Origin of the sequence: Spirillospora sp. NPDC052269 (assembly GCF_040679435.1) — a bacterium.
Lineage (GTDB): Bacteria > Actinomycetota > Actinomycetes > Streptosporangiales > Streptosporangiaceae > Spirillospora.
Genome location: NZ_JBFAUU010000001.1, coordinates 459,141 through 485,087, shown reverse-complemented (window position 1 = coordinate 485,087; position 25,947 = coordinate 459,141). Strand labels below are relative to the sequence as shown.

Annotated in this window: 24 protein-coding genes; 15 read left to right on the top strand and 9 right to left on the bottom strand. The window is 72.9% G+C overall.

The window, feature by feature from the left end:
• Nucleotides 1–322 precede the first annotated feature (322 nt).
• Nucleotides 323–817 (bottom strand): winged helix-turn-helix transcriptional regulator, encoded by a 495-nt coding sequence (locus AB0L06_RS02335; protein ID WP_500229079.1) that lies wholly within the window; start codon nt 815–817, stop codon nt 323–325.
• A gap of 25 nt (nt 818–842) precedes the next feature.
• Here AB0L06_RS02335 and AB0L06_RS02330 point away from each other — a divergent pair, with 25 nt between their 5' ends.
• On the top strand, nt 843–1,283 hold the full coding sequence (locus AB0L06_RS02330; RefSeq protein WP_500229078.1) for a YybH family protein: 441 nt from the start codon (nt 843–845) through the stop codon (nt 1,281–1,283).
• A 66-nt stretch (nt 1,284–1,349) separates the two neighbouring features.
• On the opposite strand, the gene AB0L06_RS02325 is transcribed toward AB0L06_RS02330, so the two are convergent.
• From AB0L06_RS02325 to AB0L06_RS02305, 5 genes are read right to left on the bottom strand one after another with little or no spacing between them, the layout of a single operon-like run.
• Entirely contained in the window at nt 1,350–2,240 is an 891-nt protein-coding gene (locus AB0L06_RS02325) for an NAD-dependent epimerase/dehydratase family protein (RefSeq protein WP_500229077.1), read from the bottom strand.
• Nucleotides 2,237–3,709: a class I adenylate-forming enzyme family protein gene (locus AB0L06_RS02320; protein ID WP_500229076.1), complete on the bottom strand. Its 1,473-nt coding sequence runs from the start codon at nt 3,707–3,709 to the stop codon at nt 2,237–2,239. The genes AB0L06_RS02325 and AB0L06_RS02320 overlap by 4 nt, the downstream gene beginning before the upstream one ends.
• Nucleotides 3,706–4,899 carry a cytochrome P450 gene (locus AB0L06_RS02315; protein ID WP_500229075.1) on the bottom strand — a complete coding sequence of 398 codons (1,194 nt, stop codon included), beginning with the start codon at nt 4,897–4,899 and terminating at the stop codon, nt 3,706–3,708. Before AB0L06_RS02315 ends, AB0L06_RS02320 begins: the two co-directional genes overlap by 4 nt.
• A 10-nt stretch (nt 4,900–4,909) precedes the next feature.
• On the bottom strand, nt 4,910–5,662 hold the full coding sequence (locus tag AB0L06_RS02310) for a glycosyltransferase family 2 protein (RefSeq protein ID WP_500229074.1): 753 nt from the start codon (nt 5,660–5,662) through the stop codon (nt 4,910–4,912).
• A complete protein-coding gene (locus AB0L06_RS02305) occupies nt 5,662–6,645 on the bottom strand; it encodes a 3-oxoacyl-ACP synthase III family protein (protein WP_500229073.1) in 984 nt (327 codons plus the stop codon). The genes AB0L06_RS02310 and AB0L06_RS02305 overlap by 1 nt, the downstream gene beginning before the upstream one ends.
• Nucleotides 6,646–6,809: 164 nt before the next feature.
• On the opposite strand from AB0L06_RS02305, the gene AB0L06_RS02300 reads away from it, so the two are divergent.
• From AB0L06_RS02300 to AB0L06_RS02290, 3 genes are read left to right on the top strand one after another with little or no spacing between them, the layout of a single operon-like run.
• Nucleotides 6,810–7,970 carry a cytochrome P450 gene (locus AB0L06_RS02300; protein ID WP_500229072.1) on the top strand — a complete coding sequence of 387 codons (1,161 nt, stop codon included), beginning with the start codon at nt 6,810–6,812 and terminating at the stop codon, nt 7,968–7,970.
• Between the two features lie 33 nt (nt 7,971–8,003).
• On the top strand, nt 8,004–8,750 hold the full coding sequence (locus AB0L06_RS02295) for a helix-turn-helix domain-containing protein (RefSeq protein WP_500229071.1): 747 nt from the start codon (nt 8,004–8,006) through the stop codon (nt 8,748–8,750).
• Nucleotides 8,744–9,367 (top strand): hypothetical protein, encoded by a 624-nt coding sequence (locus AB0L06_RS02290; protein WP_500229070.1) that lies wholly within the window; start codon nt 8,744–8,746, stop codon nt 9,365–9,367. The genes AB0L06_RS02295 and AB0L06_RS02290 overlap by 7 nt, the downstream gene beginning before the upstream one ends.
• Here AB0L06_RS02290 and AB0L06_RS02285 read toward each other — a convergent pair.
• The gene (locus tag AB0L06_RS02285) at nt 9,307–10,269 is read right to left on the bottom strand and encodes a hypothetical protein (protein WP_500229069.1); all 963 of its coding nucleotides are present in this window, start codon (nt 10,267–10,269) and stop codon (nt 9,307–9,309) included. The two genes, AB0L06_RS02290 and AB0L06_RS02285, sit on opposite strands and share 61 nt — an antisense overlap.
• A gap of 126 nt (nt 10,270–10,395) precedes the next feature.
• Between AB0L06_RS02285 and AB0L06_RS02280 the strand changes: the two genes are divergently transcribed.
• The 6 genes from AB0L06_RS02280 (at nt 10,396) to AB0L06_RS02255 (ending at nt 17,629) form a co-directional block, all read left to right on the top strand.
• Entirely contained in the window at nt 10,396–11,556 is a 1,161-nt protein-coding gene (locus AB0L06_RS02280; RefSeq protein ID WP_500229068.1) for a steroid 3-ketoacyl-CoA thiolase, read from the top strand.
• A gap of 1 nt (nt 11,557) precedes the next feature.
• Nucleotides 11,558–12,577, top strand: a complete 1,020-nt coding sequence (locus AB0L06_RS02275) for an MBL fold metallo-hydrolase (protein WP_500229067.1) — start codon at nt 11,558–11,560, stop codon at nt 12,575–12,577.
• Nucleotides 12,578–12,862: 285 nt separating this feature from the next.
• Entirely contained in the window at nt 12,863–14,107 is a 1,245-nt protein-coding gene (locus AB0L06_RS02270) for a cytochrome P450 (protein ID WP_500229066.1), read from the top strand.
• Nucleotides 14,108–14,333: 226 nt separating this feature from the next.
• A complete protein-coding gene (locus tag AB0L06_RS02265) occupies nt 14,334–15,623 on the top strand; it encodes a glycosyltransferase family 4 protein (RefSeq protein WP_500229065.1) in 1,290 nt (429 codons plus the stop codon).
• Between the two features lie 112 nt (nt 15,624–15,735).
• A complete protein-coding gene (locus tag AB0L06_RS02260; RefSeq protein ID WP_500229303.1) occupies nt 15,736–16,503 on the top strand; it encodes a class I SAM-dependent methyltransferase in 768 nt (255 codons plus the stop codon).
• The gene (locus tag AB0L06_RS02255) at nt 16,493–17,629 is read left to right on the top strand and encodes a glucosidase family protein (protein WP_500229064.1); all 1,137 of its coding nucleotides are present in this window, start codon (nt 16,493–16,495) and stop codon (nt 17,627–17,629) included. Before AB0L06_RS02260 ends, AB0L06_RS02255 begins: the two co-directional genes overlap by 11 nt.
• Before the next feature lie 82 nt (nt 17,630–17,711).
• Here the strand turns inward: AB0L06_RS02255 and AB0L06_RS02250 are convergent, their stop codons facing one another.
• The gene (locus AB0L06_RS02250; RefSeq protein ID WP_500229302.1) at nt 17,712–18,344 is read right to left on the bottom strand and encodes a class I SAM-dependent methyltransferase; all 633 of its coding nucleotides are present in this window, start codon (nt 18,342–18,344) and stop codon (nt 17,712–17,714) included.
• A gap of 337 nt (nt 18,345–18,681) precedes the next feature.
• Here AB0L06_RS02250 and AB0L06_RS02245 point away from each other — a divergent pair, with 337 nt between their 5' ends.
• From AB0L06_RS02245 to AB0L06_RS02225, 5 genes are all read left to right on the top strand, one after another.
• Entirely contained in the window at nt 18,682–18,879 is a 198-nt protein-coding gene (locus tag AB0L06_RS02245; protein WP_500229063.1) for a ferredoxin, read from the top strand.
• Nucleotides 18,880–19,051: 172 nt separating this feature from the next.
• The gene (locus AB0L06_RS02240; RefSeq protein WP_500229062.1) at nt 19,052–20,140 is read left to right on the top strand and encodes a Zn-dependent alcohol dehydrogenase; all 1,089 of its coding nucleotides are present in this window, start codon (nt 19,052–19,054) and stop codon (nt 20,138–20,140) included.
• A gap of 206 nt (nt 20,141–20,346) precedes the next feature.
• A complete protein-coding gene (locus AB0L06_RS02235; protein WP_500229061.1) occupies nt 20,347–22,311 on the top strand; it encodes a DUF8508 domain-containing protein in 1,965 nt (654 codons plus the stop codon).
• 160 nt (nt 22,312–22,471) lie between these two features.
• Nucleotides 22,472–22,657 carry a hypothetical protein gene (locus AB0L06_RS02230; protein WP_500229060.1) on the top strand — a complete coding sequence of 62 codons (186 nt, stop codon included), beginning with the start codon at nt 22,472–22,474 and terminating at the stop codon, nt 22,655–22,657.
• Between the two features lie 393 nt (nt 22,658–23,050).
• Nucleotides 23,051–23,647 carry a Uma2 family endonuclease gene (locus AB0L06_RS02225; RefSeq protein ID WP_500229059.1) on the top strand — a complete coding sequence of 199 codons (597 nt, stop codon included), beginning with the start codon at nt 23,051–23,053 and terminating at the stop codon, nt 23,645–23,647.
• Nucleotides 23,648–23,657: 10 nt separating this feature from the next.
• On the opposite strand, the gene AB0L06_RS02220 is transcribed toward AB0L06_RS02225, so the two are convergent.
• Nucleotides 23,658–25,604, bottom strand: coding sequence for a GTP-binding protein (locus AB0L06_RS02220; protein ID WP_500229058.1), 1,947 nt, complete (start codon nt 25,602–25,604; stop codon nt 23,658–23,660).
• Nucleotides 25,605–25,947 lie beyond the last annotated feature (343 nt).

Here is a 25,947-nt window from a genome sequence, read left to right as displayed (position 1 = left end):
CCACAACACCCACCTGGCGCCCTCCTCATGTGAGGCGCTCATCAGCGCTCACGGCCCCTTCACGCCCATCACTTCCAGCCACCGCGTGTACGTGAGTGCAATCACCACCAGGCGCGAACACATGCCCCGGTGAGACCGTCTGCTCCCGGTTCAGCCGGACTCGCGGCAACCCACAGCGCGTGCGCAAGTGCGGTCACCGCCGGACGCGAATGCGGTCACCAGTGGACGTGAGTGCACGCGGTGGGCTGTTGGTCATCGGCTGCGTGTGGGTGCGGCCGTGAGGTGAGCGCGCATGGTGTGCGCGTGCATGGCGGGGAGGGGTTCAGGGGGTTGGTGGGTGGTTCTGGGAAGGGTGTTCGGAGCCCCAGTTCCAGAGGGCTTGGAGGACGGGGCCGAGGGCGCGGCCCTGGTCGGTGAGGGCGTAGCGCGTGGTCGGGGGCCAGGCGGCCGTGCGGTGGCGGGTGAGGACGCCGGTGTCGGCGAGGTGCGCGAGGCGGTCGGAAAGGACCTTGTCCGACAGCGCGGGGAGGGCTTGGCGGAGCTCGCTGTAGGTGCGGTCTCCGCGCAGGAGTTCGCGGATCACCAGGGTCGTCCAGCGTCCGCGCAGGGCGTCGAGGGTGATCTCGACCGGGCAGGCCGGCGTCGGTTCGGTGACGTGCGCGTGCGGGTGGTCCGGCAGGCCCGGACGATCCGACAGGTCCGGCAGGTCCGGCAGGTCCGGCAGGTCCGGCAGGTTCGGTAGACCCGGAGGATCCAGCAGGTCCAGGCGATCCCGCAGGCCCGGGCGGGCCGGGTGACGAACCGTTTGGTGAGCCACGAGAGCGCCTCCTAGCGTCCGTTCCATGCAGTCTCCCAGGCAGAAGGTGGTGCATGAGATGCGGAGTCTCGCCGAGCGTCCCGAGGACGTGCCGCTGGTGTTCGCCGAGCGGTTCAACAGCGGTGACCTGGACGCGCTGGCGGAGGTGTACGAGGACGGCGCGGTGTTCGTCCCCGAACCGGGCACCCCGCTGACCGGAGAACAGGCGCTGGCGGCGAACGCCCGGTTCGTCGGCCTCGGCCTTCCGATCAGCGTCCGGCCGCGGCATGTCTACGCGACGGGCGATCTCGCCCTGCTCGTCGTGGACTGGGCCATCGACGGCACCGGCCCCGACGGCGAAGCGACCCATATCGAGGGCACCGCCACCGACGTCGCGCGCCGAGGAGCCGACGGCCGATGGCGCTACATCATCGACAACCCCTTCGGCACGGCCGCCGGAGCGGGTGCCGCTCCAAATAACGAGTAGGTCCGTGTCCGTGCGGTGGCACCGGGGGTTCACGCCTCCGGTGATCCGTCCCGACCCCGGTGCGGATCACCAGGTGGCGGCGTTCTTGAAGGTCGTGGGGGTGGGGGTGTAGCCCAGGGCCCTCTGAGCTGCGGTGATGTCGTAGGTGCGGTCCTGGGCCAGGTGGCTGATGGCGTAGCGGGTCAGGCGGGGTGGGCGCGGGCTGTGGGCCAGGAGGAAGGCGGCTTCGGCGAGGGTGGCCAGGGCCTTGGCCGGACGGTGCGGAAGGTAGACCGGGCGGGCTCGGACGCCTCGTTCGGCGAGGAGGGAGCGGAGCGCGGTGTCGAGGAGGACGGGGGCGGCGTCGGTGATGTTGTAGACGCCGGGTGGGCCGGTCAGGGCCTGGCGGCAGGCGTGGACGAGGTTGCCGATCGAGGTGAGGCTGATGCGCTGGCGGCCGGTGCCGACGGCGGGGAGGACGGGCCCCCGGACGGCGGACAGGACACGGGGCAGGAGGGTCGTGTCGCCAGGGCCGTAGACCGCGTGCGGACGCAGGATGACGGCGTCGGGATGCCGTTGGACGACCCGTTCGGCGGCGGCCTTGGACGCCCCGTAGGCGTTGAGGTGGCGGACGGCCGGGCCGTCGGACTCGGGAGTCAGGACGTGCGGGACGTGCGGGTCGTAGACGCTGGCCGTGCTGACGTGGACGAAGCGGGCGTCCGGCCAGGTGGCGAGGGCGTGGCGGGTACCCAGGAGGTTGACGGCGAAGAGGTCGGCGGCGGGTCCCCAGTCGGTGACACTGCCCGCGCAGTGGATCACGGCGTCGACCGGGGGCGGGGTGCGGAGGGGGCCGTGGGTGAGGTCCCAGAAGCGGTATCCGGGGCGGCGTCCGAAGGCGAGGACGTCGTGCTCGTCGGCGAGGGCGCGGGCGACGGCCCCGCCGACGAAGCCGGACGCCCCGGTGACGGCGATCCTCATCGGACGGCCTCCCGCAGCAGGTCGCGGTCGAGTTTGCGGGTCCGGCCGGAGCGCGGCAGGGACGGCAGGACGACGATCCGGTCGGGCAGGGCGTCGTGGTCGATGAGCTGCGGGAGGCGGCGGCGCAGGACGTCGGGGGTGGCCGTCCCGGTGACGGCCAGGACGACCTGCTCGTCGCCGGTCTCGGGGTCGGGGACGCCGACGATGGCGGCCTCGTCCACGCCGTCCAGGGTGGTGATCGCGGGTTCGTAGAGTCCCGGGTACAAGTTGAACTTGCCGCGGATGAGCATGTCCTTCTTGCGCCCGATGAGTACCAGCCGGTCACTTTCCATGCGGACGAGGTCGCCGGTGGGGAGTTCGGTGAGCGGGGCCTCGCCAAGGTATCCCCGGCACAGATTCGGGCCGGACAGCCGGAGTTCGCCGTCCGACGCTACGCGCGTGCGCACGAGCGGGGTGCCGAGGAGGTCGCCGCCGCCGGTGTGGGCGAGCTTCTCCTGGGCGGACGCGATGGCGACGGGCAGGATCTCGGTCATCGCATAGACGGAGAGCACCTCGGCGTGCGGTGCGGCCTCGATCGCGCGTCTCAGCACACCGGCCGGGGCGGGCGCGGCCCCCAGCAGGACGTACCGCAGCGTTTCGGGCAGCGACGGCTCGACGTCCAGAATCTCGGCCAGGTGCACCGGAACACAGAACGTGTGCGTCGCACCGCGTTCGCGGAGCTGCAGCGCGAACCGCCTCGGGGACGCGAACAGCGGCGGCATGGACCAGCGCGCGCCCGACACCAGCGTCGGAAGCCCCAGCATCAGCTGGTCCGTATGCACGACATCGCCCGGCCCCAGCGGCATCCGCTCCCGGAACAGGTCGAGCGCGGCGGCGAGCGACGCCTGCGTGTGGACGACCGCGCGCGGCTTCTCCGTGGTTCCGGACGTGAAGATGATGGCCGCGGGCGCGTCCGGATCCAGGTCGAAATCAGCGCCAATCGGGGCAGTGAGCAGAGTGTCCAAGCTGAGGGAGTCCCGGGGGACCCCGGGGAGGCGACGCCCAGTGTGGATATGACGGAGCGGGAGGTCCGCGAGATGGGGAAGGAGGAGGCCGCGACGGCGGGCCAGGGCCCGGACAAATCGGAGACGGCTCGCCGCGTACAGCACGGATTCGGCCGCCGACCAGCGCGGGGACGCGAGGCGGAGGCGGGCGGCGAACATCTCCGGGCCCGCGCCCGGGTCGGCGAACACGACCACTCCCCCGGCTGCGACGACGCCGAGCGCCAGCACGAGGCTGTCCGGCGACGGACGCACCGAGAAGAGAACACCGTCCCCGGCCTGCATCCCGTGCGCCCGCAACCCGCTGCGGACGGCCAGGACCCGGCGGCGCAGCTCGCCGTAGGTCAGTTCCGTCCCGTCCCCCGCGACGAGCGCGACGGCGGACGGGGTGCGCGCCGCCTGGTCCAGAAGGCGTCGGATCAGCGTCATCGGGAGCTCTCCTCCCCTCCGCGCCGGACGCGGAGGTGGTGGTAGGTCGGAATCAGCACGCCCCGGGAAGCGCTCCGGTGCGTGATCGTCAGTGGGCCGGCGGCGAGCAGCGTCCGCATGACGGCGCGGATCTCGGCCATGGCGAGCGGGTAGCCGAGGCAGAAGTGCGGCCCGGCCCCGAACCACAGTCTCCGCAGCTCAGGAGGCATGGGCCGGGACGGGTCGAACGGCCCGTACGCGCGGCAGCAGTTGTGCGTCGCGATGAGGACGCGGTCGCCGGGCCACACCTGCACATCCGCGATGCGGGCCTCGGCGTGCACGCTGCGCAGCATCACCGGCGTCGGCGTGGTCACCCGCATCGCCTCGGCGATCGCCCGATCCAGGAAGTCGGTCCCCCGCGTCAGCGAGTCGGTCGCCTCGTCCAGGGTGCCGGTGTCGTGCAGGAGGGCCAGCAGGCGCGGGACGAGGGTGGCGACGGTTTCGGTCCCGGTAAGGAAGAAGGCCCCGGCCGCGCCGCGCGCTTCTCCCTCGGTGAGGCCGAGGTTGCGCATGCGTCCCATCACCGTGGACGGGTCCCCGTCGGCGTACGACCTGGCGGCGATGTCGCCGAGGGGATCGAGGACGGCTCGTGCGCGCGCGATCTGGGACGGTGAAAGGCGGCGGGTCCGGAGGGACACCATCGACACGATCTGCTCGCCCGCTTCGAAGAGGGCGCGGTAGTCGTGCTCGGACGCCGTCTCCAGGCCGATGACCCGGCTGATCACCGCGCCCGCCATCACGCGCATCATGGCGACGACGTCGATCGGCTCGCCGTACGCCAGACGTCCCGAGACGTCCCGCAGCGGGGCGGCCAGGACGTCGTCCACCAGGGCTTCGGTGTAGCCGGGCGCGAAGAGGTCGGTGAGGCGGCGGCGCAGCACCCGGTGCGCGTCGCCCTCCATGTTGAGCAGCACGGACGGCCCGAGCACCGGGGTCCACAGCTCGCCCGGCGAGCCCGGTCCGTCCTTGCGGAACGTCGAACCGTCCATCAGGACGGAACGGGCGTGGGACGCGTCGTTCACCACGACCCCGACGCCCGGCACGCGCACCACCGGCCCGAGCCGCGCCAGCCCGCGCAGCAGCGGGTACGCCACCGGATGCGCCGCCAGGTACAGCCGCGCCTCCCAGTCCAGAGTCCCCGAGATTCCCATGTCGTCCCCTTCAGCGGATGTCGACGACCGGCGGCCGGTAGCGGTGGTCGGCGTACCAGCCGAGGGTGCGGAGCAGGCCGAAGGCGCGGAGGCGGCGGACGGAGCCGTAGACGACGACGTCCGGGCGCAGGCCGTAGCGGTCGGTCAGGTAGCGGACGCGGTTGACCAGGGCGCGGTCCTCGTGGACCTCCTCGATGCGGGTGCGCGGGAAGCCGCCGGAGCGCAGGTACAGGTCGGCGGTGATCGCGACGTTGCAGCCCGGCATCATCACGTACGGGCCGAGGAACAGCGGGTCCTGGTTGCCGGGGCGGAAGCGCCCGAACAGGGCGGCGACGGAGATCACGGACGGCAGCAGCCGCCGTTCCCAGAACCTCAGCGGGAACTCGTCGGTGCGCGGACGCAGCGGTCCGCTGACCATGTCGAGCCCGTCGTCGAAGGCGCGCCGCACGGCCGCGACCCATCCGCGTCCGGGCAGGCAGTCGGCGTCGGTGCGGGCGACGTGCGTGGCCCCGGCGGAGATCGCGTGCCGGACGCCGGTGTCGGCGGCCGCGCCGGTGCCCTTCACCGACTCGTGGACGATCCGGATCTCGGGCTCGGGGTGCTCGGCGGCGAAGGCGCGGACGACGTCGGCCGTCCGGTCGGTGCTCGCGTTGTCCACGACGACCACGGTGAACCCGGGGTCGGTCTGCTCGGCGAGCCGGCGGAGCGTCGCGCCGATCGAGCGCTCCTCGTTGTAGGCGGGGACGACGACCCAGAGGTCCATCACAGCTCCATGAAGGTCACGCCGAGGCTGACGCCGCCCGCCAGCCCGATCATCGCCACCCGGTCGCCGGGACCGCAGCGGCCGTCCGCGAGGGCGGCGGCGAGCTGCGCGGGGAGCGTCGCCGACGCCATGTTCCCGTGCTCCGGCAGCGTCAGGACGAGCCGGTCCGCCGGGATCCCGAGCAAGGACCGCAGCACCTCCAGATAGGGAAGTGTCACCTGGTGGACGGCCACGACGGCGAAGTCGTCCCAGGTCAGGCCGTTCTTCTCCAGCGCGGTCAGGAAGATCTCAGGCCCGGCGGCGAGGAACGCCTCCTTGAGCCTGCGCCCGTCCCCGCTGAAGTACGTCGCGTCCGGGTCGCGCGGACGCATCGACCCGCCGCCCGGCAGCGTCCCGATCGACCAGGCCGACGACACGGCGGCGAAGTCGCGGTAGAAGATGCCCCGGCCGTCCGGGTCGGCCTCCACCAGGACGGCCGCGCCCGCGTCCGACAGGGTGTACCCGGCGAACGCGTCGACGAACTGGGCCCGGTCGCGCACCCGCCACCGGACGGCCCGCGACGGCGCCTCGCCCGTGCAGACCAGCACCCGCTCGGCCTGCCCGGTCCGGATCAGCGCGTCCGCCGTCTGCAGCCCGTTGAGGAAGCTGTTGCAGGCGTTCTTGACGTCGAAGACCGGGCAGGACGCGCCGAGCTTGGCGGCGACGATGTGCGCGGTCGCGGGCTCGACGAGGTCCTGCGAGGCGGACCCGAAGACCAGCAGGTCCAGGCCCGCCGGATCGACGCCGAGCCGCCGGACGGCCTCGACCGCCAGGTCCGACGCCTGCTGGTCGGGCCGCATGACGTGCCGGGCGCGGATGCCGGTCATCCGCTCCACGATGGTCGGGTGCGGCCGGTACCCCTCGATCCGCGCCTCCACCTCCGCGCTGGTCAGCACGGTCTCGGGCAGGTAGGCGGCGGCACCGGCGATGCGCGCTCTGATCACGGTCGTCCCCCGGGTCTCGGTTCCTGGTCTCTCCCCACCAGGGTCGTCCGGCGGAAGGTGCTCCCATCAGGGACGTCGTACGTGATGAGGGTGTGCATGACACTCATCCCGGACTGAGTACCTTCGCCCATCCGCCGCCGTACCCCGGCCACGAGGATCAAGACGTGCTGACCAGACCTGAGGCCCGGTTGATGTGGGCCGCCAATCCGTGGTTGTACGCGATGCTCTGCGCCTTCCGGCACACCGGACCCGTGATCCGGGTGCCGCGCGTGGGCTGGGTGGTGACCGATCCCGTCCTGGCCCGGCGGGTGCTCAACGACCACGCCTCCTTCACGATGGGCGGCGAGGGCGGCGTCGGGCACCTGTGGGCGCAGCTGTTCGGGCCGGAGATGGGCCGCTTCTTCGACGGCCCGCACCACGCGGAGCTGCGCACGTCCGTCCGCGACCTGTTCACCGAGGACGCCGCCCATGCCCTGATCGCCCGCACGCAGGGCCCGCACCACGCGCGCCTCGCCGACGCCCTGGCGGACGGCGCGACCGTCGACCTCGCCGACACGGCCCGCGTCCTGGCCGGACGCATGGTCTGTGACCTGCTCGGACTCCCCGCGCAGGACTACCGCCGCCTGTTCGCGCTCGGTGAGCGCCTCGCGTCGCTCGCCCTCGGCACGACGTCGTCCACGGAGCTGCCCGGCGGCGTTCTGTCGGAGGCGCATGCCATCGTGGACGAGCTGACCGCCGCCGTCCCGTCCGCCTACCGCTCGTCCGGGCCGTCCACCCTGCTGGGCCGCTGCCGCATGCTCGGGCTGCCCGAGGACGTGGCGCGCGGCCTGTCGACGCTGCTCGTCGTCGCGGGCACCGAGACCGGCGTGTCCGGGACGCTGCGCACGGTCGCGCTCCTGCACGACGCGAACCAGCAACGCCTCCTCCTGGACGACCCGGACCTGCTCCCCGACGCCGTCCGGGAGGGCCTGCGCGTCGCCACCCCGGCCCCGCTCATCGGCCGCCACGTCGCCCGCGACGTCGACCTCACCCCGCGCAGGAGGATGCGGGCGGGCGACCGCGTCCTGCTGCTCACGCACCTCGCGAACAACGCGGTCGGCCCGTTCGACATCAGGCGCCCCTACGTCCCCGAGACCCGGCAGCTGTGGTTCGGGGCCGGCCGCCACCTGTGCCTCGGAGCCGCCGTCGCCCGCGCCCAGGTGGCGGCGACCCTCCAGGCCCTGCACAGGTCAGGCCGTCCCTACCGGATCATCCAGCGCGCCGAGGCCCGCCGCGCGCTCGTCCCCACGTACGCCCGGCTCATCGTCACGCTCGACGCCGCTTGACCTTGACGCGGCGTCAGGGTTTTCCATGGGGGCATGCGAATCGGAGAACTGGCCGCGCTGGTCGGAGTGAGCACCCGGACCGTCCGGCACTACCACCGGGTCGGGGTGCTCCCCGAACCGGCGCGGCGCGCGAACGGGTACCGGGAGTACGACCTGCGGGACGCGGCGGTGCTGGCCCGCGTCCGGCGGCTGGCCGAGCTCGGGTTGTCGCTGGAGGAGATCCACGACGTCCTCGCGGACGAGGAGGGGCACGACCTGCGGGAGATCCTCGCCGGGCTGGACGCCGACCTGGCCGCGCAGGAGAAGGAGATCGCGACCCGCCGCGTCCGCCTCGCCGGGCTCCTCGCCGACCCGGACCTGGGGCCCGACTCGACCGTGTCGCCCGAGATCGCACGGGTGCTGAACGTCCTTCCGCGGGGCGGCTCGCGGTTCGCCGAGTTCGACCGCGAGATGCTCACGCTCGTGGACGCCGTCGCGGACGACGCGGACCGCGACCGCGTCGCCGCGACGCTGCGTCCGCTGACCGAACCCGGCGCGGCGGAGAAGGCCGAGGCCCTCTACGCCCGCCTGGACGACCTCGCGGGCGCCGACCGGGAGGACCCCCGCGTGGCGGCCCTCGCCCGCGACCTCGCCGAGCACCTCCCGGACGAGGCGTCGGCGATGATGTGCGAGCAGCCGGACGACGTGTCGTGGCTGGACGCCGTCCCCGGCGGACTCGGCCCCGCCCAGGAGCGAGCGCTCAGTCTCATGATCGGGATCGTCCGGGAGGGGAGATGCTGAGGACGGCGCGGCGCTTCCTGCTCTTCACCCTGAAGGGCCTGGTCAGCGTCGGTCTCTGGGTCGCGCGGCGCCACCACGGTGTGCCACGGGGAGCCGTCACCGTTCCCTATTCGGGGGCACAGACTCCGATGGCGAGCGTCCTGCTCTTCACGGCCGTCCTCGAGTTGGCGTGCGTGGAGGTGCTGCTCCGCGCGTTCGGGACTCCCGCGCTGGTCAGGGTGCCGCTGCTGGTGGCCGGGATCTACAGCGTGGTGCTCGTGCTGATGTTGATGGCGGCGTGCGCGACGCGTCCGCACGTCCTGTCGGACGACGCGCTGCGCGTCCGCCACGGCACGTCGCTGGATCTGCGGCTGCCACGTGAACGGATCAGGGCCGTCCGCCGGGTGCGCGACCTCGACGCGGGCCCCCGGATCACAGTGGCGGACGGCGTTCTGACCGTCCCGATGGCGTCGCAGGTCAACGTCGAGATCGAGCTGGACGGGCCGGTGCGGTTCGCCCGGCCGTCCGGGGAGGTCGCGGAGGCGCACACCGTCCGGTTCTACGCGGACGATCCGGGTCAGGTGCCGATGACCTGGCGGCAGCCGCCGTCGAAGGTCGGCGGCTTGGACATGTCGTAGGGATTCTCGACCTGGGAGGTGCCGCCGCCGCCCGGATCGCCCGGGAAGGTCGGACGGATCCAGCCGTCGGCGGACGAGCACGGCGCGGGCGCGGCGCTCCGTCCCATCTGGCTGATCCACACGCGTACGTCGCCGCCCTCGCGCGTCACCGTGAAGACCACCGAGCGCCGCACGACCACGCGTTGCACCACGTCAGAGCGCAAGTGCGGATGGACGGCGTAGACGAAGTTGTGGTCGGTCCGCACGCTCAGCCCGTCCTTGCCGGCCGACCGCGTGACCGTGCCGTGGACCTTCACGGTCGGCGTCACGGCCTCGACCGAGCCCGGGGCGAACGCGTTCATCCAGACCCGCCGCGACGAGAGCCCCTTGGCCTGCTCGGGGTCGAGCGCACGCGCGAGCGGCTTGACGTCGCCGTGGTAGACGGTCGCCGGGTCGAGGTCGGCGGCGACGAGGATCCGCTTCACCCGCGCGTAGGCGGCCTCGACATCCGTCCTGGTCAGACCCGCCATCGCCGTGGCCGCGGGCATGACGAGCCCCGCCTCGCCGTCCTGGTACGCGACGGCCGGGCTGCGCGCGAACGGGTCGGACGGGTCGGACGGCGTGGGCGTCGGGCTCTGCAGCCGGAACGTCACCGAGGACGACCCGGACGAGTCGCCCTGCCCGAGCCACCACATCCCGGTCGCCGCCCCGCCGAGCAGCAGCACCACGCCGCCGACCAGCCCGGACGCCTTCAGGTAGCTCATCGCCTCCCCGCTCGAACGGCGGCGGGACGACCGGCGCGGCAGCCGCGCGCGCAGGCGCGGACGGCGGCGTCCCGCGCGCTGGCGGGCGCGGGCGGACGGTTCGGAGATGGACGCGCCCGCGATGAAGTCGTCGTCGAAGGGCGGCAGTTCGTCCGGCATGAGGCCGATCGTTCCCCACCGGTCCGAACCTCCGCAAGGAGCACCGACGCCACCCGTGGCCCTACCGGACAAAACTAGAACACGTTACAGTCAGAGTCCGAACGTCGTTCCAGTGAGGAGTCGCGGATGGGCACCCCGGTGATCGTGGAGGCGGTTCGGACGCCGCTCGGCAAGCGCAACGGGTGGTTGGCCGGTCTCAAGGCGCAGGCCGTTCTCGCGCACGCGGTCAACGCGCTGCTGACGCGATCCGGGTTGGACGGCGCGGAAGTGGAACAGGTTTTCGCCGGTTGCGTGACCCAGGCGGGCGAGCAGGGCGGGCATGTCGGACGGTACGCCTGGCTCTACGCCGGGCAGCCGTGGCAGGCGGGCGTGACCACGATCGACGCGCAGTGCGGATCGTCGCAGCAGGCCGTCCACCTGGCGGCGGCGCAGGTCGCGGCCGGTGTCGTGGACGTCGCGATCGGCTGCGGCGTGGAGGTCATGAGCCGCTCACCTCTCGGTAGCAACGTGCTGCCCGCCAACCCACGTCCGGACGATTGGTCCATCGACATGCCGCACCAGTTCGAGGCCGCCGAGCGCATCGCGAAGCGGCGCGGCCTCACCCGCGACGACGTGGACGCGTTCGGCGTCCGGTCGCAGCAGCTCGCCGCCAAGGCCTGGGCCGACGGACGGTTCGAACGCGAGATCGCGCCGATCGACGCGCCCGTCCTGGACGGGGAGGGAAACCCCACCGGCGAGACGCGCACCGTCACCCGCGACCAGGGCCTCCGCGAGACCACCCGCGAGGGGCTCGCCAGGCTCAAGCCGGTCATGGGCGAGGACGCGCTGCACACCGCCGGGTCGTCCTCCCAGATCTCCGACGGCGCCGCCGCCGTCCTGGTGATGGACGAGGCGAAGGCCCGCGCCCTCGGCCTGCGCCCCCGCGCGCGCGTCAAGGCGCAGGCCCTCGTCGGCTCCGAGCCGTACTACCACCTGGACGGCCCGGTCCAGTCGACCGAGCGCGTCCTGTCCAGGACCGGGATGTCGATCCGCGACATGGACATCACCGAGATCAACGAGGCGTTCGCGAGCGTCGTCCTCTCCTGGGCGTCCGTCCACGAGCCGGACATGGACACGGTCAACGTCAACGGCGGCGCGATCGCGCTCGGCCACCCTGTCGGCGCGACCGGCGCGCGGCTGATCACCACAGCCCTGCACGAACTCGAACGCCGCGACGCCGGGACCGCGCTCGTCACCATGTGCTGCGGTGGCGCGCTCTCCACGGCCACCGTCCTCGAACGCCTCTGACGTGCGTCCGGAAGGCGCGGGTCCGGAAGGCGCGGGTCCGAAAGCGGAGGACCTGGGCGGCGGCGTCTGGAGCGTCCCGGTCCCCATCCCGGGCAATCCGCTCGCGTACACGCTGGTCTACGCGCTGGAGAGCCCGCGCGGGCCCGTCCTGGTGGACGCGGGCTGGGAGCACGAGGACGCCTGGGACGCCCTGACGGCGGGCCTCGCCGCGTTCGGCATGGACGTCGCGGACGTCCACGGCGTGGTCGTCACGCACCACCACCCCGACCACGCGGGCCTCGCGGGCCGGGTGCGGGAGGCGTCCGGCGCGTGGATCGCGATGCACCGCGCGGACGCCGAGATCGTCCGCGCGTTCCGCGCGATGGTCGACCAGGACGCCGGGCGCACCTGGATCGCCGACTCCCTGCGCCGCGCGGGCGCGTCCGACGGCGACCTCGCGGACCATCCGCGCCGCCGCCACATCGACCCGCCCGCCCAGCCCGACCGCGAGCTGGAGGACCGCGACCTCGTCGACGTCCCCGCCCGCCGCCTCCGCGCGATCTGGACGCCCGGCCACTCCCCCGGCCACCTCTGCCTGCACCTGGAGGACGCCGGCCGCGTCTTCACCGGCGACCACGTCCTGCCCCGGATCACGCCGCACATCGGCCTCTACCCCTACGACCGCACCGACGCCGACCCGCTCGGCGACTTCCTCGCCTCCCTCGCCCGCGTCGGCGACCTCCCCGTGGACGAGGTGCTCCCCGCCCACCAGTTCCGCTTCCACGGCCTGGCCGCCCGGACCCGCGAGATCGCCGCCCATCACGAGTCCCGTCTCACCGAGCTCGCCGCGCTCCTCACCGACGAGCCGCGCACCCTCTGGCACCTCACGTCCGCGCTGTCCTGGCGCGAGCCGTGGCCCGCCATGTCCCTCCAGTCCCGCCAGATGGCCGCCGCCGAGGCCGCCGCGCACCTCCGCGTCCTGGAGCGGCGAGGCCAGGCCCGCCGCACCCCCGCCGAGACCCTCACCTACACCACCCCCTGACCTTCGAACCGGCCCCGGCGTTCCGGGCCGCCCGTTCAAACGTGGCGTAGGGCACATTTGGCCTGCGGGCTAGACCCTTGATGAGACTCCAGTCTCATGTGAGAATCACACTAGGCCCAGCATACCAAGCAAGAGCTTGGTTGAAGGCGTGTGCACGCGCGTTCTCGCAGGCCGGCAGGCAATCCAGAGGTCAACGACGACCGCCCGCAGCTCCGACATCCTCCCGACCGCGATGGCGCGACCGGTCGAACGCCCCTGCCCTCCACCCCGGCGAAGGATCTCTCCATGCCCTCTGAGATCGGCACGATCGACCCGCCCGTCATCGACGTCATCGACCCCGGCGTGTACGAGTCGGGCGGCATCCCGCACGAGTGGTTCCGGTGGCTGCGCGACCACGATCCGGTGCACTGGCACGCCGATCCGAACCCGGCGGTGCCCGGGTTCTGGGCGGTGACGCGGCACGAGGACGTGACGTGGGCGTCGCGGCACCCCGAGCTGTTCTCCTCGCACACGCGGACCGCGATGTTCGAGGAGTTCACCGACGACGAGATCTCCCTGTACGGGCAGATGATGCTGTTCCAGGACCCGCCCGACCACACCCGGCTGCGGTCCATGGTGAACAAGGGCTTCACGCCCCGGATGATCAAGAAGCTCGAGGGCCACATCCGGGACATCTGCAACGGCCTGATCGACGCGGCCGCGCCGCTCGGCGAGTGCGACTTCGTCGAGAACTTCGCCGCGCCGCTGCCGCTGGCCACGATCTGCGAGATCCTCGGCGCGCGGCCGGAGGACCGGGAGAAGGTCTTCCACTGGTCGAACACGCTGGTCGCGTTCAACGACCCGGAGTTCATCGGGGACAAGAGCGAGTCGATCGCGTGCGCGGCGGAGTTCATGACGTGGGCGACCGGGCTGCGGGAGCGGCGCATGCGCGAGCCCGGGGACGACATCGCGACCAAGCTCGTCCAGCCGGACGCCGATGGCAACACGCTGACGGTCGAGGAGTTCCAGCTGTTCGTCCTGATGCTGTCGATCGCGGGCAACGAGACCACGCGGACGGCCACGGCGGGCGGCATGCAGGCCCTGTTCGAGCACCCGGACCAGTGGGAGCTGCTGAAGGCGAAGCCGGCGCTGCTGCCCACGGCGGTCGAGGAGATCGTCCGCTGGGTGAGCCCGATCAACCAGTTCCGCCGGACGGCCACGCAGGACACCGAACTGGGCGGCAGGCACATCCGCGCCGGGGACAAGGTCGTGCTGTTCTACGGGTCGGCGAACATGGACGAGCGGGTCTTCGAGGACCCGTTCCGGTTCGACATCACCCGCGACCCGAACCCGCAGCTCGGGTTCGGCGGCGGCGGCCCGCACTTCTGCCTCGGGACGCACCTGGCCAGGATGAACCTGCGGATGGTCTTCGAGACGATCTCGTCCCGCATGCCGGACATCCGCCCGGCCGGGCCGGCGCGCCGGCTCCGCTCCAACTTCGTCAACGGCATCAAGGAGATGCCCGTCCGCTTCACCCCGTCCGGCGGGTGAATCGAGCGCGGTTTCGGGCGGGGACGGACGGACCGCCGGACCCGTCCCTGCCTGGCCGTTCATGTGCTTTTCGAAACACTTTTGGACGCGATGCCCAATATGGACTCTCCGGTAACATGCGGAGGCTAAGGTCTAGTTCCATACGACAGGCGATCGAGATGCCGGTGCGGCAGACGGCCCCGGCGTCCACTCGACGGACGGGAGTGACGCGTGGGCTGGGGCGGTCGTGACTGAGGCGGAGTCCGTGGCCGAGCGGCCGCTGCGCGTGGCGCTGCTGTCCTACCGGAGCAAACCGCACTGCGGCGGCCAGGGCGTCTACCTGCGGCACCTGAGCCGGGAGCTGGTCGACCTCGGGCACACGGTGGAGATCCTGTCGGGACAGCCGTACCCCGAGCTGGACCGCGACGAGATCACCCTCGCGAAGATCCCCAGCCTCGACCTGTACCGCGACGAGGACCCGTTCCGCACCCCGAAGCGCGAGGAGTTCCGCGACTGGGTGGACGTGCTGGAGTTCGCGCACATGCGCACCGGCGGGTTCCCCGAGCCGCTGACCTTCAGCATCCGCGTGCTGCGTGAGCTGAAGCGCCGCCGCCGCGAGTTCGACGTCGCGCACGACAACCAGGTGCTCGGCGTCGGCAACCTCGGCATCAGCAGGCTCGGCCTGCCCCTGGTCACCAGCATCCACCACCCGATCAGCGTGGACCGGCAGATCGAGCTGGACGCCGCCCAGGACTGGAAGTCCAAGCTCGGCAAGCGCCGCTGGTACGGCTTCGTGGCGATGCAGTCGCAGGTCGCGCGGCGCATCGGCACGGTGCTCACGGTGTCGGAGTCGTCCAAGATCGACATCGTCCGGGACTTCAAGGTCGACCCGCGCGACATCGAGATCCTGCCGCTCGGCGTGGACACCTCGGTCTTCCACCCGCGCGGCCCGCTGACTGAGCGCGTGCCCGGCCGGATCGTCGCGATGGCCAGCGCGGACGCCCCGATCAAGGGCGTGGACGTGCTGCTGCGCGCGGTCGCCAAGGTCGCCACCGAGCGCGACGTCCACGTCGTCATCGTGTCCAAGCCCAAGAAGGACGGCCCGACCGAGGCGCTCGTCAAGGAGCTCGCGCTCGGCGACCGGGTGCGGTTCGTGTCCGGCATCAGCGACGACGAGCTGGGCGACCTGCTGGCGTCCGCCGAGATCGCGGTCGTGCCGTCCCGCTACGAGGGCTTCTCGCTGCCCGCAGTCGAGCACATGGCGTCCGGCACCCCGCTGGTCGCCAGCCGCGCGGGCGCGCTGCCCGAGGTGGTGGGCGACGCCGGGATCCTGGTCGAGCCCGGTGACGTCGAGGAACTCGCGGCCGTCCTGCGCCGCCTGCACGACTCCCCCGAGGAGCGGGCGAGGTGGAGCGAGGCCGGACTCGCCCGGGTGCGCGAGCGGTTCGCGTGGCGGGCGGTGGCGCAGGCCACCGTCGGCCACTACCGCGAGGCGATCACCCAGCGCGAGTACCTGCGGAAGGCCGCGGGCAAGTAGCGGCGGCCCGCACGGCGGCGCACCAGGGGCGACTGCCCACGCCCGCCGCCATGCGGGCACGGATGCGGGACCGCTCCCCTCGGGAGGTCCCCAGTACGGAAGGAGCACGACCCTGCTGACCGTGGATTTCCAGCGGTTCCGCGTCACCCCCGGAGAGCGCGTCCTCGACATGGGGTGCGGCGCCGGACGGCATGCCTTCGAGCTGTACCGCAGGGGTGCGCACGTCGTGGCCTTCGACCTCGACGCCGACGAGCTGGCGGGCGTCGAGACGATGTTCGGCGCGATGCGGCTGGAAGGCGAGGTCGCCGAGGACGCGTCCGCCGAGACCGTCCAGGGCGACGCCCTGACCATGCCCTTCCCGGACGACCACTTCGACAAGATCGTGGCGTCCGAGGTGCTGGAGCACATCCCCGACGACATGCGGGCGATGCGCGAGCTGCTGCGCGTGCTCAAGCCGGGCGGGCAGCTCGCGGTGACCGTCCCGTCCTGGCTGCCCGAGCGGCTGTGCTGGGCGCTGTCGGAGGACTACCACACCGCCCCCGGCGGGCACGTGCGCATCTACACGCGCGCCGAGCTGGAGGCGAAGCTCAAGTCCACCGGCTTCCGGGTGGACGGCCACCACCACGCGCACGGCCTGCACGCGCCGTACTGGTGGATCAAGTGCGCGGTCGGCGTGAACAACGACGGCAACCCGCTCGCCAAGGCCTACCACCAGGTGCTGGTCTGGGACATCATGAAGCGCCCGCTCGCCACCCGGCTCGCCGAGAAGGCGCTGAACCCGGTCATCGGCAAGAGCGTGGTCGTGTACGTCACCAAGCCCGCGCAGCCGTCCAAGCCCACGGAGAAGCCCACATCGCGGGAGACCGCGGATGCGGTCTGAGGTCCCGGCGCCGTCCGTCGACGGCGTCGTGACCTCGGCCGACATCGTCGCGACCGCCCAGAGCATCGCCCGCCAGCAGGAGCCGTCCGGGGCGATCCCCTGGTTCTCCCCGGTGGAGGACGTGCCCGGCCATGTGGACGCCTGGAACCACGTCGAGGCAGCGATGGCGCTGACCGTCGCGGGCCTCGGCGACGAGGCGCGGCGCGCGTACGCGTGGCTGGCGTCCGTCCAGCGCCCGGACGGGTCGTGGCCCGCCAAGTGGGTGCTCGGCGAGGTCACCGAGCCGGGCGGCGAGTCCAACCACGCCGCCTACGTCGCGGTCGGCGTCTGGCACGAGCTGCTGGTCACCGGGGACGAGGCGTTCGCCCGCGCGATGTGGCCGACCGTGCGCCGCGCGATCGACTTCACGCTCGGCCTGCGCACCCGGCGCGGCGAGATCATGTGGATCCGGCACGAGGACGGCTCGGTCGCGGGCGAGGCGCTGCTGACCGGCTGCTCGTCGGTCTACCAGTCGCTGCGCTGCGCCGTCGCGCTCGCCGAGCGGCTCGGCGAGCCGCAGCCCGAGTGGGAGCTCGCCGCCGACCAGCTCGGGCACGTCGTCGCCGTCCACCCGGAGGCGTTCGCCGACAAGTCCCGCTGGTCGATGGACTGGTACTACCCCGTCCTGGCGGGCCCGGTCCGCGGCGACGCCGCGGCGGAGCGCCTCGCCGCCCAGTGGGACACCTTCGTCGTGGACGGCCTGGGCTGCCGCTGCGTGTCCGACCAGCCGTGGGTCACCGCGGCCGAGTCGTGCGAGCTGATCATGGCGCTGGACGCCGCGGGCGACCGCGACCGCGCCGTGGAGCTGTTCGCGACCATCCAGCACCTCCGGCACGAGGACGGCTCCTACTGGACGGGCTGGCAGTTCGAGAACCAGCGCCACTTCCCGGGGGACCGCTCGACCTACACGGCCGCCGCGGTCGTCCTGGCCGCCGACGTCCTGGCGGACGCGTCGCCCGGCGCGCGCGTGTTCAAGGAGATCGACGGGCGTCCGCTGGGGCCGTCCGCGCCGTCCGACCCGGCGGCGTGCGGCTGCGCGGCCAGCGTCCCGCGCCGGCTCGCCAACCCCGTCCGCACCCGCCGCTGACCGCGTCCGGACGGCGACTAGAACCCGTTACAGCGAAGGGCTCCCGTGCACGGCGCGCGGGAGCCCTTCGTCGTTCAGGCGATCAGGAGACGCGTTCCAGGACGCGCAGCGACCCGACGACGAGGCGCTCCTCGAAGTCGCCGGACGCAAGGGCCCGCAGGTACACGTGGTACGGGGCCTGGCCGCCGTCCGCGGGGTCGGGGAACACGTCGTGGATCACCAGCGCGCCGCCCGGCGCGACGTGGTGGGCCCAGCCGGTGTAGTCGGCCTGGGCGAGGTCCTCGGCGTGGCCGCCGTCGATGAACAGCAGGGCCAGCGGGGTGCGCCAGAACCGGGAGACGGTCGCGGACGTCCCGACGATCGCGACGACGACGTCCTCCAGCCCGGCGGCGGCGATCGTCTTCCGGAAGGACGGCATGGTGTCCATGCGCCCGGTGCACGGATCGACCAGGGACGGGTCGTGGTACTCCCAGCCCGACTGGTTCTCCTCCGAGCCGTGGTGGTGGTCCACGGTGACGACGGTCGAGCCGGTCTCCCGGGCCGCCGCGCCGAAGTAGACGGCCGACTTGCCGCAGTACGAGCCGATCTCCAGCAGCGGGACGTCCGCGCCGAACCTCGTCCCGTAGGCGAAGGCGGTCTCGTACAGGGCCCGGCCCTCGTCGTCCGGCATGAAGCCCCTGACCGCGCGGGCGATCCGCAGCAGGTCGGCGGGCATCTCCGGGGCGCCGGACGGCGCCTCTCCAGACGGGGCGGACAGGCCTCCGGGTACGTCCGGCACGTCGCCGGACGCCCCGTCCGGCGCGTCGGCGGACGGCACGGCCGGGGTGGCGGCCGGGATGGTGGTCGTCCCCGCGGGGGTGGACGCCGTTGAGTCGCTCATTGATCTCCTCCGCCGGGCACTTTATCCGGTCCGCCCGGGTCTTGTGACACCAGACTGTAACGTGTTCTACTTTCTGCGTGGGCGGCGCAATGGGGCCGTTCGGCCCATGGCCCTCGTAGAACAGCGTTCGGTATGTTGGGCCCTCCGCGCGCCCGCCGGCAAGGGAACGGAGATGGCGATGAGAGTGAAGGTCGACCCGCTGGTGTGCGAGGCGAACGCCGTCTGCGTCGGCGTCGCCGAGGAGGTCTTCGATCTCACCGACGACGACGAGCTGGTCATCCTGCGCGAGGAGGTCCCGGCCGAGCTGGCGGACAAGGTCCGGCACGCGGTGCGGTCCTGCCCGAAGGCCGCGCTGACCCTGGAGGAGTAGCGCCCCCGGTCGCCGCCCGCCCCGCCCCACCCGCCCCCGCCGCGCGTCGCGCGCATCCGGCCGGACGGTCCCGTCCCCCCGCCCCCGGTCGCCGACACCACATCCCACCCACCCCTCGGGACGCCCCGCCCACGCCGGGCCCGGCGTCCGCCCCTCACTGTGGAGGCGTCTCATGGCACGAGCCGCGGTACTGCACGCGGTCGGCGACAAGGAACTGGACCTGCGGGACGACGTGACGACCGTCGATCCCGGTCCCGACCAGGTGAAGGTGCGCGTCAAGGCCACCGGGGTCTGCCATTCGGACCTGTCCACGATGTCCGGCGTCCTGCCGTCCGTCCCGCCCGCGGTGCTCGGCCACGAGGGCGCGGGCGTCGTCGAGGAGGTCGGCGAGCACGTCACCAACGTCAAGCCCGGCGACCACGTCGTCGTCAACTGGACGCCCGACTGCGGCGTCTGCCCCGAGTGCATGCGCGGCGAGCCGTACCTGTGCATGGGCTTCATCGGGGCCGCGTTCTCCGAGCCGCGGTTCAAGCTCGGCGACGGCACCCCGGCGTTCGGGATGGCGGGCGTGGGCACCTGGGCCGAGGCGCTGGTGATCCCCTCACAGGGCGTCATCAAGATCGCCGAGGACGTCCCGTTCGAGTACGCGGCGCTGCTCGGCTGCGGCATCCCGACCGGCGTCGGCGCGGCGTTCCACACCGCGCAGGTGAAGCCGGGGTCGAAGGTCGCGGTCGTCGGCGCGGGCGGCGTCGGGCTGTCGGTGATCCAGGGCGCCCGGATCTGCGGCGCGTCCACGATCCTCGCGATCGACCCGAACGAGGCCAAGCACCCGGCCGCCAAGCAGTTCGGCGCGACCCACACCGCGACCCTGGAGAACCTCGAGGAGACCAAAGGCCTGCTCACCCTCGGCCAGGGCTTCGACCAGGTCTTCGAGGTGGTCGGCAAGTCGTCGGCGATCACCACGGCGTGGAACCTGACCCGGCGCGGCGGCGACGTGATCGTCGTCGGCGCGGGCGCGGCCGACGACACCTGGGAGATGTCGGCGTTCTCGCTGCTGTTCGAGGGCAAGAACGTCAAGTCGTCGCTGTACGGCGGCTGCGACCTCAAGCGCGACATCCCGCTGTTCGTCGATCTGTGGCGGGCCGGGAAGCTCGACCTGGACGGCCTGATCAGCCGCCGCATCCGGTTCGAGGACCTCAACGACGCCGTCCAGGCCCTGACCAGGGGCGACGTCATCCGCCAGGTCGTCCTGTTCGACTGATCCGCGCCCCTGCGCCCGCAACCGCCCCCGACCGCCCGGACACGCCCCGTCCGATCCGATCCGGATCGGACGGGGCGCGTTCCACGCGCGCCCCGGCACGTCCGAAGATGAGGGTGCGCTGAGAGTTCCGGGCGGTGGCTTCCGGGAAGATCGATCGACGTGTCATGCTGGCACGGTCGGTCGGACGGGAACTGAGTGGAGCGTGGTTGACCAGGTCAGCGGCGGGTGGACGGGTGGCGGCGATCGCCGCCGGGGCGGTTCTCGCCGTACCCCTCGGAACCGTCGTGCTCCCTTCCGTGGCGCAGGCCGACCCGGGTTCCCCGGTGAGCGCCGGCGTCCGTGACGTCCAGGGCCCGGGGCACGTCTCCCCGCTGAACGGACGGAACGTCACCGGCGTCGGCGGCGTCGTCACGGCCGTCACCGACTCCGGCTTCTGGATGCAGGACCCCGCGCCCGCCGGCAGGAAGGCCGCCGCGTCCTCGGGGATCTTCGTGTTCACCCGGACGCGGCAGCAGGTCAGGCCCGGTGACGCCGTCCGCGTGAGCGGCCGCGTCAGCGAGTTCCGGCCCGGCGGGCCCGGGTCGTCCAACCTGAGCCGCACCGAGATCGACGCGTCCGAGACCGTCGTGTCCTCGCACGACCAGCCGCTTCCGCCGCCCGTCATGCTCGGCGGCCCCAAGGGACGCAAGGCCCCGTCCACGTTCCCGGCCACGTCGCGCGACGCCGAGTCCGAGCCGACACTCGACCCGAAGTCCGACCCGCTCGCGTTCTACACCTCGCTCGAAGGCATGCGCGTCCGCGTCGAGAACGCCTATGTCGTCGGCCCGACACGGGACGGCGCGCTGCCCGTCCTACCCGCGGGCGGAGTGGGAGCGCACGACCGCACCCGGCGCGGCGGCTCGCTCGCGCGCGCGGGCGGGCTTCCCGACCCGGCGCGGATCGTGCTCGGCGACGCGCTCGCGCCGCTGCCGTCCGCCGACGTGGGCGACCGCCTGCCCGGCCCGGTGGACGGCGTCCTCGACTACACCGCGTCCGGGTTCGTGCTGCTCCCCACGTCCACCCCGGCGCGCACCGACGGCGGCACCCGGCCGCAGGCCGCGCCCCCGGCCGGACGGGACCAGCTGTCGGTCGGCACGCTGAACCTGGAGAACCTCAGCCCGGACACCCCGTCCGACCAGGTCGACGCCCTGGCCGGCGACCTGGTGGACGGCCTCGGCTCCCCCGACCTGGTCACGGTGACCGGCGTCGAGGACAACTCCGGCGCCTTCGACGACGGCACGGTCGCCGCCGACCAGACCGTGGCCGGACTGATCACCGCGATCAGCGCGGCGGGCGGCCCGGCCTACGAGTGGCGCTCGGTCGCCCCGCACAACAACGCCGACGGCGGCGAGCACGGCGGGAACGGCCGCCTCGGCTTCCTGTTCCGGACCGACCGCGGGCTGGCGTTCTCCGACCGTCCGTCCGGCTCGTCCGACCTCGGCGCGCCCGGCGTGCCGGACCTCGCGGTCGCCCCGACGCACGTTCAGGCGGACGGCAAGGGCGGCGCGCGCCTCACCCTCAGCCCCGGACGCGTCGCGCCCACCGACCCCGTGTGGGCCGACACGCGCAAGCCGCTCGCCGGCGAGCTGACCTGGCGCGGACGGCGCCTGATCGTGATCGCGAACCACTGGTACGCGCGGACGTCCTCCGATCCGATCGCCTACGGCCGCCGCCAGCCGTTCGGCCGTCCGAGCGAGGCCCGGCGCGTGGCGCAGGCGAAGAGCCTCGCCGCGTTCGTCCGGACGCTGCGCCGCACCGCGCCCGACGCGAACGTGATCGTCACCGGCAACCTCGGCGCCGGCGACGGCTCCGCCGCGCTGCGCGCCCTCACCGCCCCGGGCGTCGACCTGCGCGACCTCGCGTCGGACCTCGCCCCGCAGGACCGGTACACCGCCGACTCGGGCGGCGTCGCCGAGGACCTCGACCACATCCTGATCAGCCCCGCCCTGGCGAAGCGCCCGCACAGGTACCAGATCGTGCACCGCGCCTCGGAGTTCGCCGACCGCGCGGGCGCCCACGACCCGTCGGTCGTCCGCATCACGCTCGCGCCGTCGGCCGCCCCGGCGTCCCCCCACGTCTCGCGGCCCGGCGACCCCGCCGACCGGCCGGACGCCCCACTCCCCCTCCCCTGACGCCCGTTCCTCCCTCTGCGCCTTTTCCTCCGGTCCGAAACCCGCCTGCGGTCGCGCTCCTGGACGGGCCGCCGTTTCACCGGTGTCGGCCCCGGGCAGCCGTCGAGACGACGGCGTCCGCCGTCGGAACGGCGTCACCACGGAAAGGGAGGCCGCCGCGATGGCGTACCGAATCCGGCCCCACATCGGATTGCTGGGGACCCTCTATCTCGTGGCGGGCCTGTTCGTGGCCTGGAACCGCGGCTACCTGACCAGCGACCTGCTGCGCCGCATCGCGAGCGCGCTGCTGGCGATCCTGCTCTGGGTCCTGGTCCTGGCGGGCGCGGACCTGCACGTCCACGGCTGACCCGGCGCCCGCGCGGACGACCCGCACGTGCACGGCCGACCACGATCGGTGTGGCTCCGGAGGCAGCCTTCCCTTCCGGCTCCGGTCATATCCATGCCGGATTTGTGGGATTAGGTTCCGAATCATGACGAGTGGTGGATGCAGTTGCGGACACGGCGGCGGTTGCTCCTGCCCGAAGGGTTGCTCCTGCGGCTGCAACGGCTGACCGAAACCCGACCGACCGACCGGCCGATCTCCCGACCGACCAAAGCCCGCCGCCCCGATCACGGGCGGCGGGCTGACTCCTGCGGGCCAACTCAGCCGGCCGCGACCGGCCGCGTCGTCCCGGACCGGGCCGGGCCGGTCGGCTACGCTCGGCGAGATGATGATCACTCGTCTCGGGCCCGGGCGGTCATGACCGCGGCGGCCGGCCAGCCGCACGGGCCCTACACGCTCTACGACCTGGAGGAGCTGCCCGAGGAGGGTCGCCGCCACGAGCTCGCCGACGGCTGGCTGCACGAGCTGCCCGGCGACCTCTGGCACGACAACGCGGCCGAGCGGCTGCGCACGATCCTCAAGGAGGCGGCCCGGCAGGCGACCGCCGACGTGCACGTGGCGGGCACGCCGCAGGAGGTGGCGACCTCGGCGGGCATCCGCCGCCCGGACGCGTTCGTGGTCGAGCGCGACGTCGCCCGGCTCGCGCTGGAGCGCCGCGCCCGCACCTACTACGGCCCCGACCTGCTGCTCGTCGTCGAGGTCGTGACGCCCCGGACGGCCAGCGAGCGCACCGACCGGGTCCGCAAGGTCGCCGAGTACGCCGCGACCGGCATCCCGCACTACTGGATCGTGGACCTGGAGCCCCGGCCGTCCGTGACCGTCCTGCAGCTGGACGGCCCGTCGCACCGTCCCGCCTACCAGGCGGTGCGCCGCGCCCGCGCGGGCGAGGACGTCCGGCTGGAGTTCCCGTTCCCCATCGTGTTCGACCCCGCCCGCCTCTCCGAGATGGAGTGAGAACAGGCGGTCAGACCTCCCGCAGGTAGGCGTCGCGGTCGAGCGGATCCGGCCCCGTGCGCGGACGCGCCGGAGGACGCCCCGGAACCGGACGGTCCCCCGACGGACGCGGCCACCACACGCCTTCCCCGCCGGTCAGCCCCGGCAGCTCCCGCTCGAACGCGGCGACCCGGCGCGCGGGCAGCTCCCCCTCGATCCGCCAGCCCTCAGGGTCGGGCTTGGCGTCCCGCAGGTCCGCGCCGAGGGACGCGAGGCGTCCGGTGACCACGCTGAGCACGTCCTCCGGGATCTCCAGTTCGAACCGCAGGTACGGCTCGTACACGCGCGTCCCGGCCTGGGCGAGCGCGCGCATGAGGACCATCGGCGTGAGCCCCCGGAAGTCGGCGGCCGTGCTCACCGGCCCGCCGAACCCCGACGCCGTCAGCGTCACGACGCAGTCGGTGACCGGCCAGCCGTGCAGGCCTTGCTCCAGGGTCAGGTGGACGGTCTCGGCGATCGCGCGGTCGAACGCGGCAGGCAGCGCCCCGAGCTCGGTCTCGCGCCGGAACACCACGCCCGAACCGCGCGGCCCCGGCTCGACGCGCAACCCGATCGTCGCCCAGAAGTCCGGACGTCGCCGCCGCCAGTCCATGTCCTCCGCCGCCTCGCCCACCCCGACGGGACGCTCCAGGTGGACGATCCGGCTCTCCTCGAACTCGGCGTCCACACCGAACGTCTCGCGCAGCGTCGTCGCGATGACCTCCTTCTGGACCTCCCCGAACAGCCGCACGGACGTCGTCCCGCCGGGCAGCGGCGAAACGCCGATCAGCGGATCCTCCTCGGCCAGCCGCAGAAGCGCTGCGCGCAGGCGCGACGCGTCCGCGTCGTCCCGCGCGCGCACGACCGTTTCCAAGGTCGGCCGTCCGAACTCCGGCTCCGCGACGTCCGCTGTGGCCGCGCCACCGGACGTCGTGACGACGTCCCCGACACGAGCCTCGGCCAGCCCTCGCACGCGCACGATGTCGCCAGGCCCGGCGGTCCGTCCCGCGCCCGCGACCTGAAGCGAAGTGACCCGCGCTTGGCGATCCAGAACGCCGGGGCTGCGCAGGGTCACTTTCTCCCTGGGACGAAGCTCCCCGTCGAAGAGGCGCAGCAGAGCGGTCTTCTCACCGGACGCTCCGCGTTCCAGGGCGAAGACCGTCCCGCGCGGCGGAGCCGACGCGTCGCCCTGCGCGGACGGCAGATACGCGGCGATCGCGTCGAGAAGGTCCTGCGTGCCCTGCCCGTTCAGGGCCGAGCCGAACAACAGAGGTGTCGCCTGGGCCGAAGCGGTCTGCGCGCGCAACGCGGCGCGCACGCGCGACGGCTCGGGCACACGGCCGTCCACGAGGTCGGCGAGAAGAGCCTCGTCGTGCTCGGCGAGGATCTCGGAGACGGCCTCACGGAACACCGGATCGGCGAAGTCGTGGGGCGTCGTCCCGACGGCCCTGGTGCCGATGCCGTGGACGGCGTTCAGCGCGACCGTCCCCGGGAACAGGCGTCGGCGGACGGCCGCCAGCAGCTCCGCGTCGCGCGCGCCCGTCCGGTCGACCTTGTTGACGAACAGCAGGGTCGGGACGCTCCGGCGGCGCAGTGTGCGGGCCAGGACGCGCGTGCGCGCCTGCACGCCCTCCACGGCCGACAGCACCAGGACGGCGGCGTCCAGCACGCCGAGCGCGCGCTCCACCTCGGCGGTGAAGTCGGTGTGGCCGGGCGTGTCGACCAGGTTGACGGTCAGCCCGCCGAGCGCGAAGGACGCGACGGCCGAGCGGATCGTGATGCCGCGGCGGCGTTCCAGGTCACCGGTGTCGGTGTGGGTGTCGCCGCCGTCGACGCTGCCGAGGCGGCCGATCGCCCCGGCGTCGAAGAGGAGTCGTTCAGTGAGGCTGGTCTTCCCCGCGTCCACGTGCGCGAGCACGCCGAGGTTCAGGGTGGTCATGTGAGGTCAGGTCCTTGGGAACGCTCGTCCGGATACGGCTCTGAGTGATCACCTGGACCTGGCGCATTCCGGACCGTTCCCCCCGCTCGGATACCTGACCCGTCCCACGATGCCGAGACGGCGGAGGGCGAAGCAAGTCAATAAACAGGACCGGCCGGTGGATGACCGTGATTGTCCCCCAAAAGGTCACGGTCATCCATCCGGCGCTGGTCGGCACGGTCTTCTCGCGACCGGACGGCCCCCGTGCGGGTTCCCCTGACCCCGCAGTCGTCCCGGCGCGGCCCCCGACCGTGCACGGCATACTCTTCCGGAGCGCGATCAACATCCGATCAACGCACGTCGG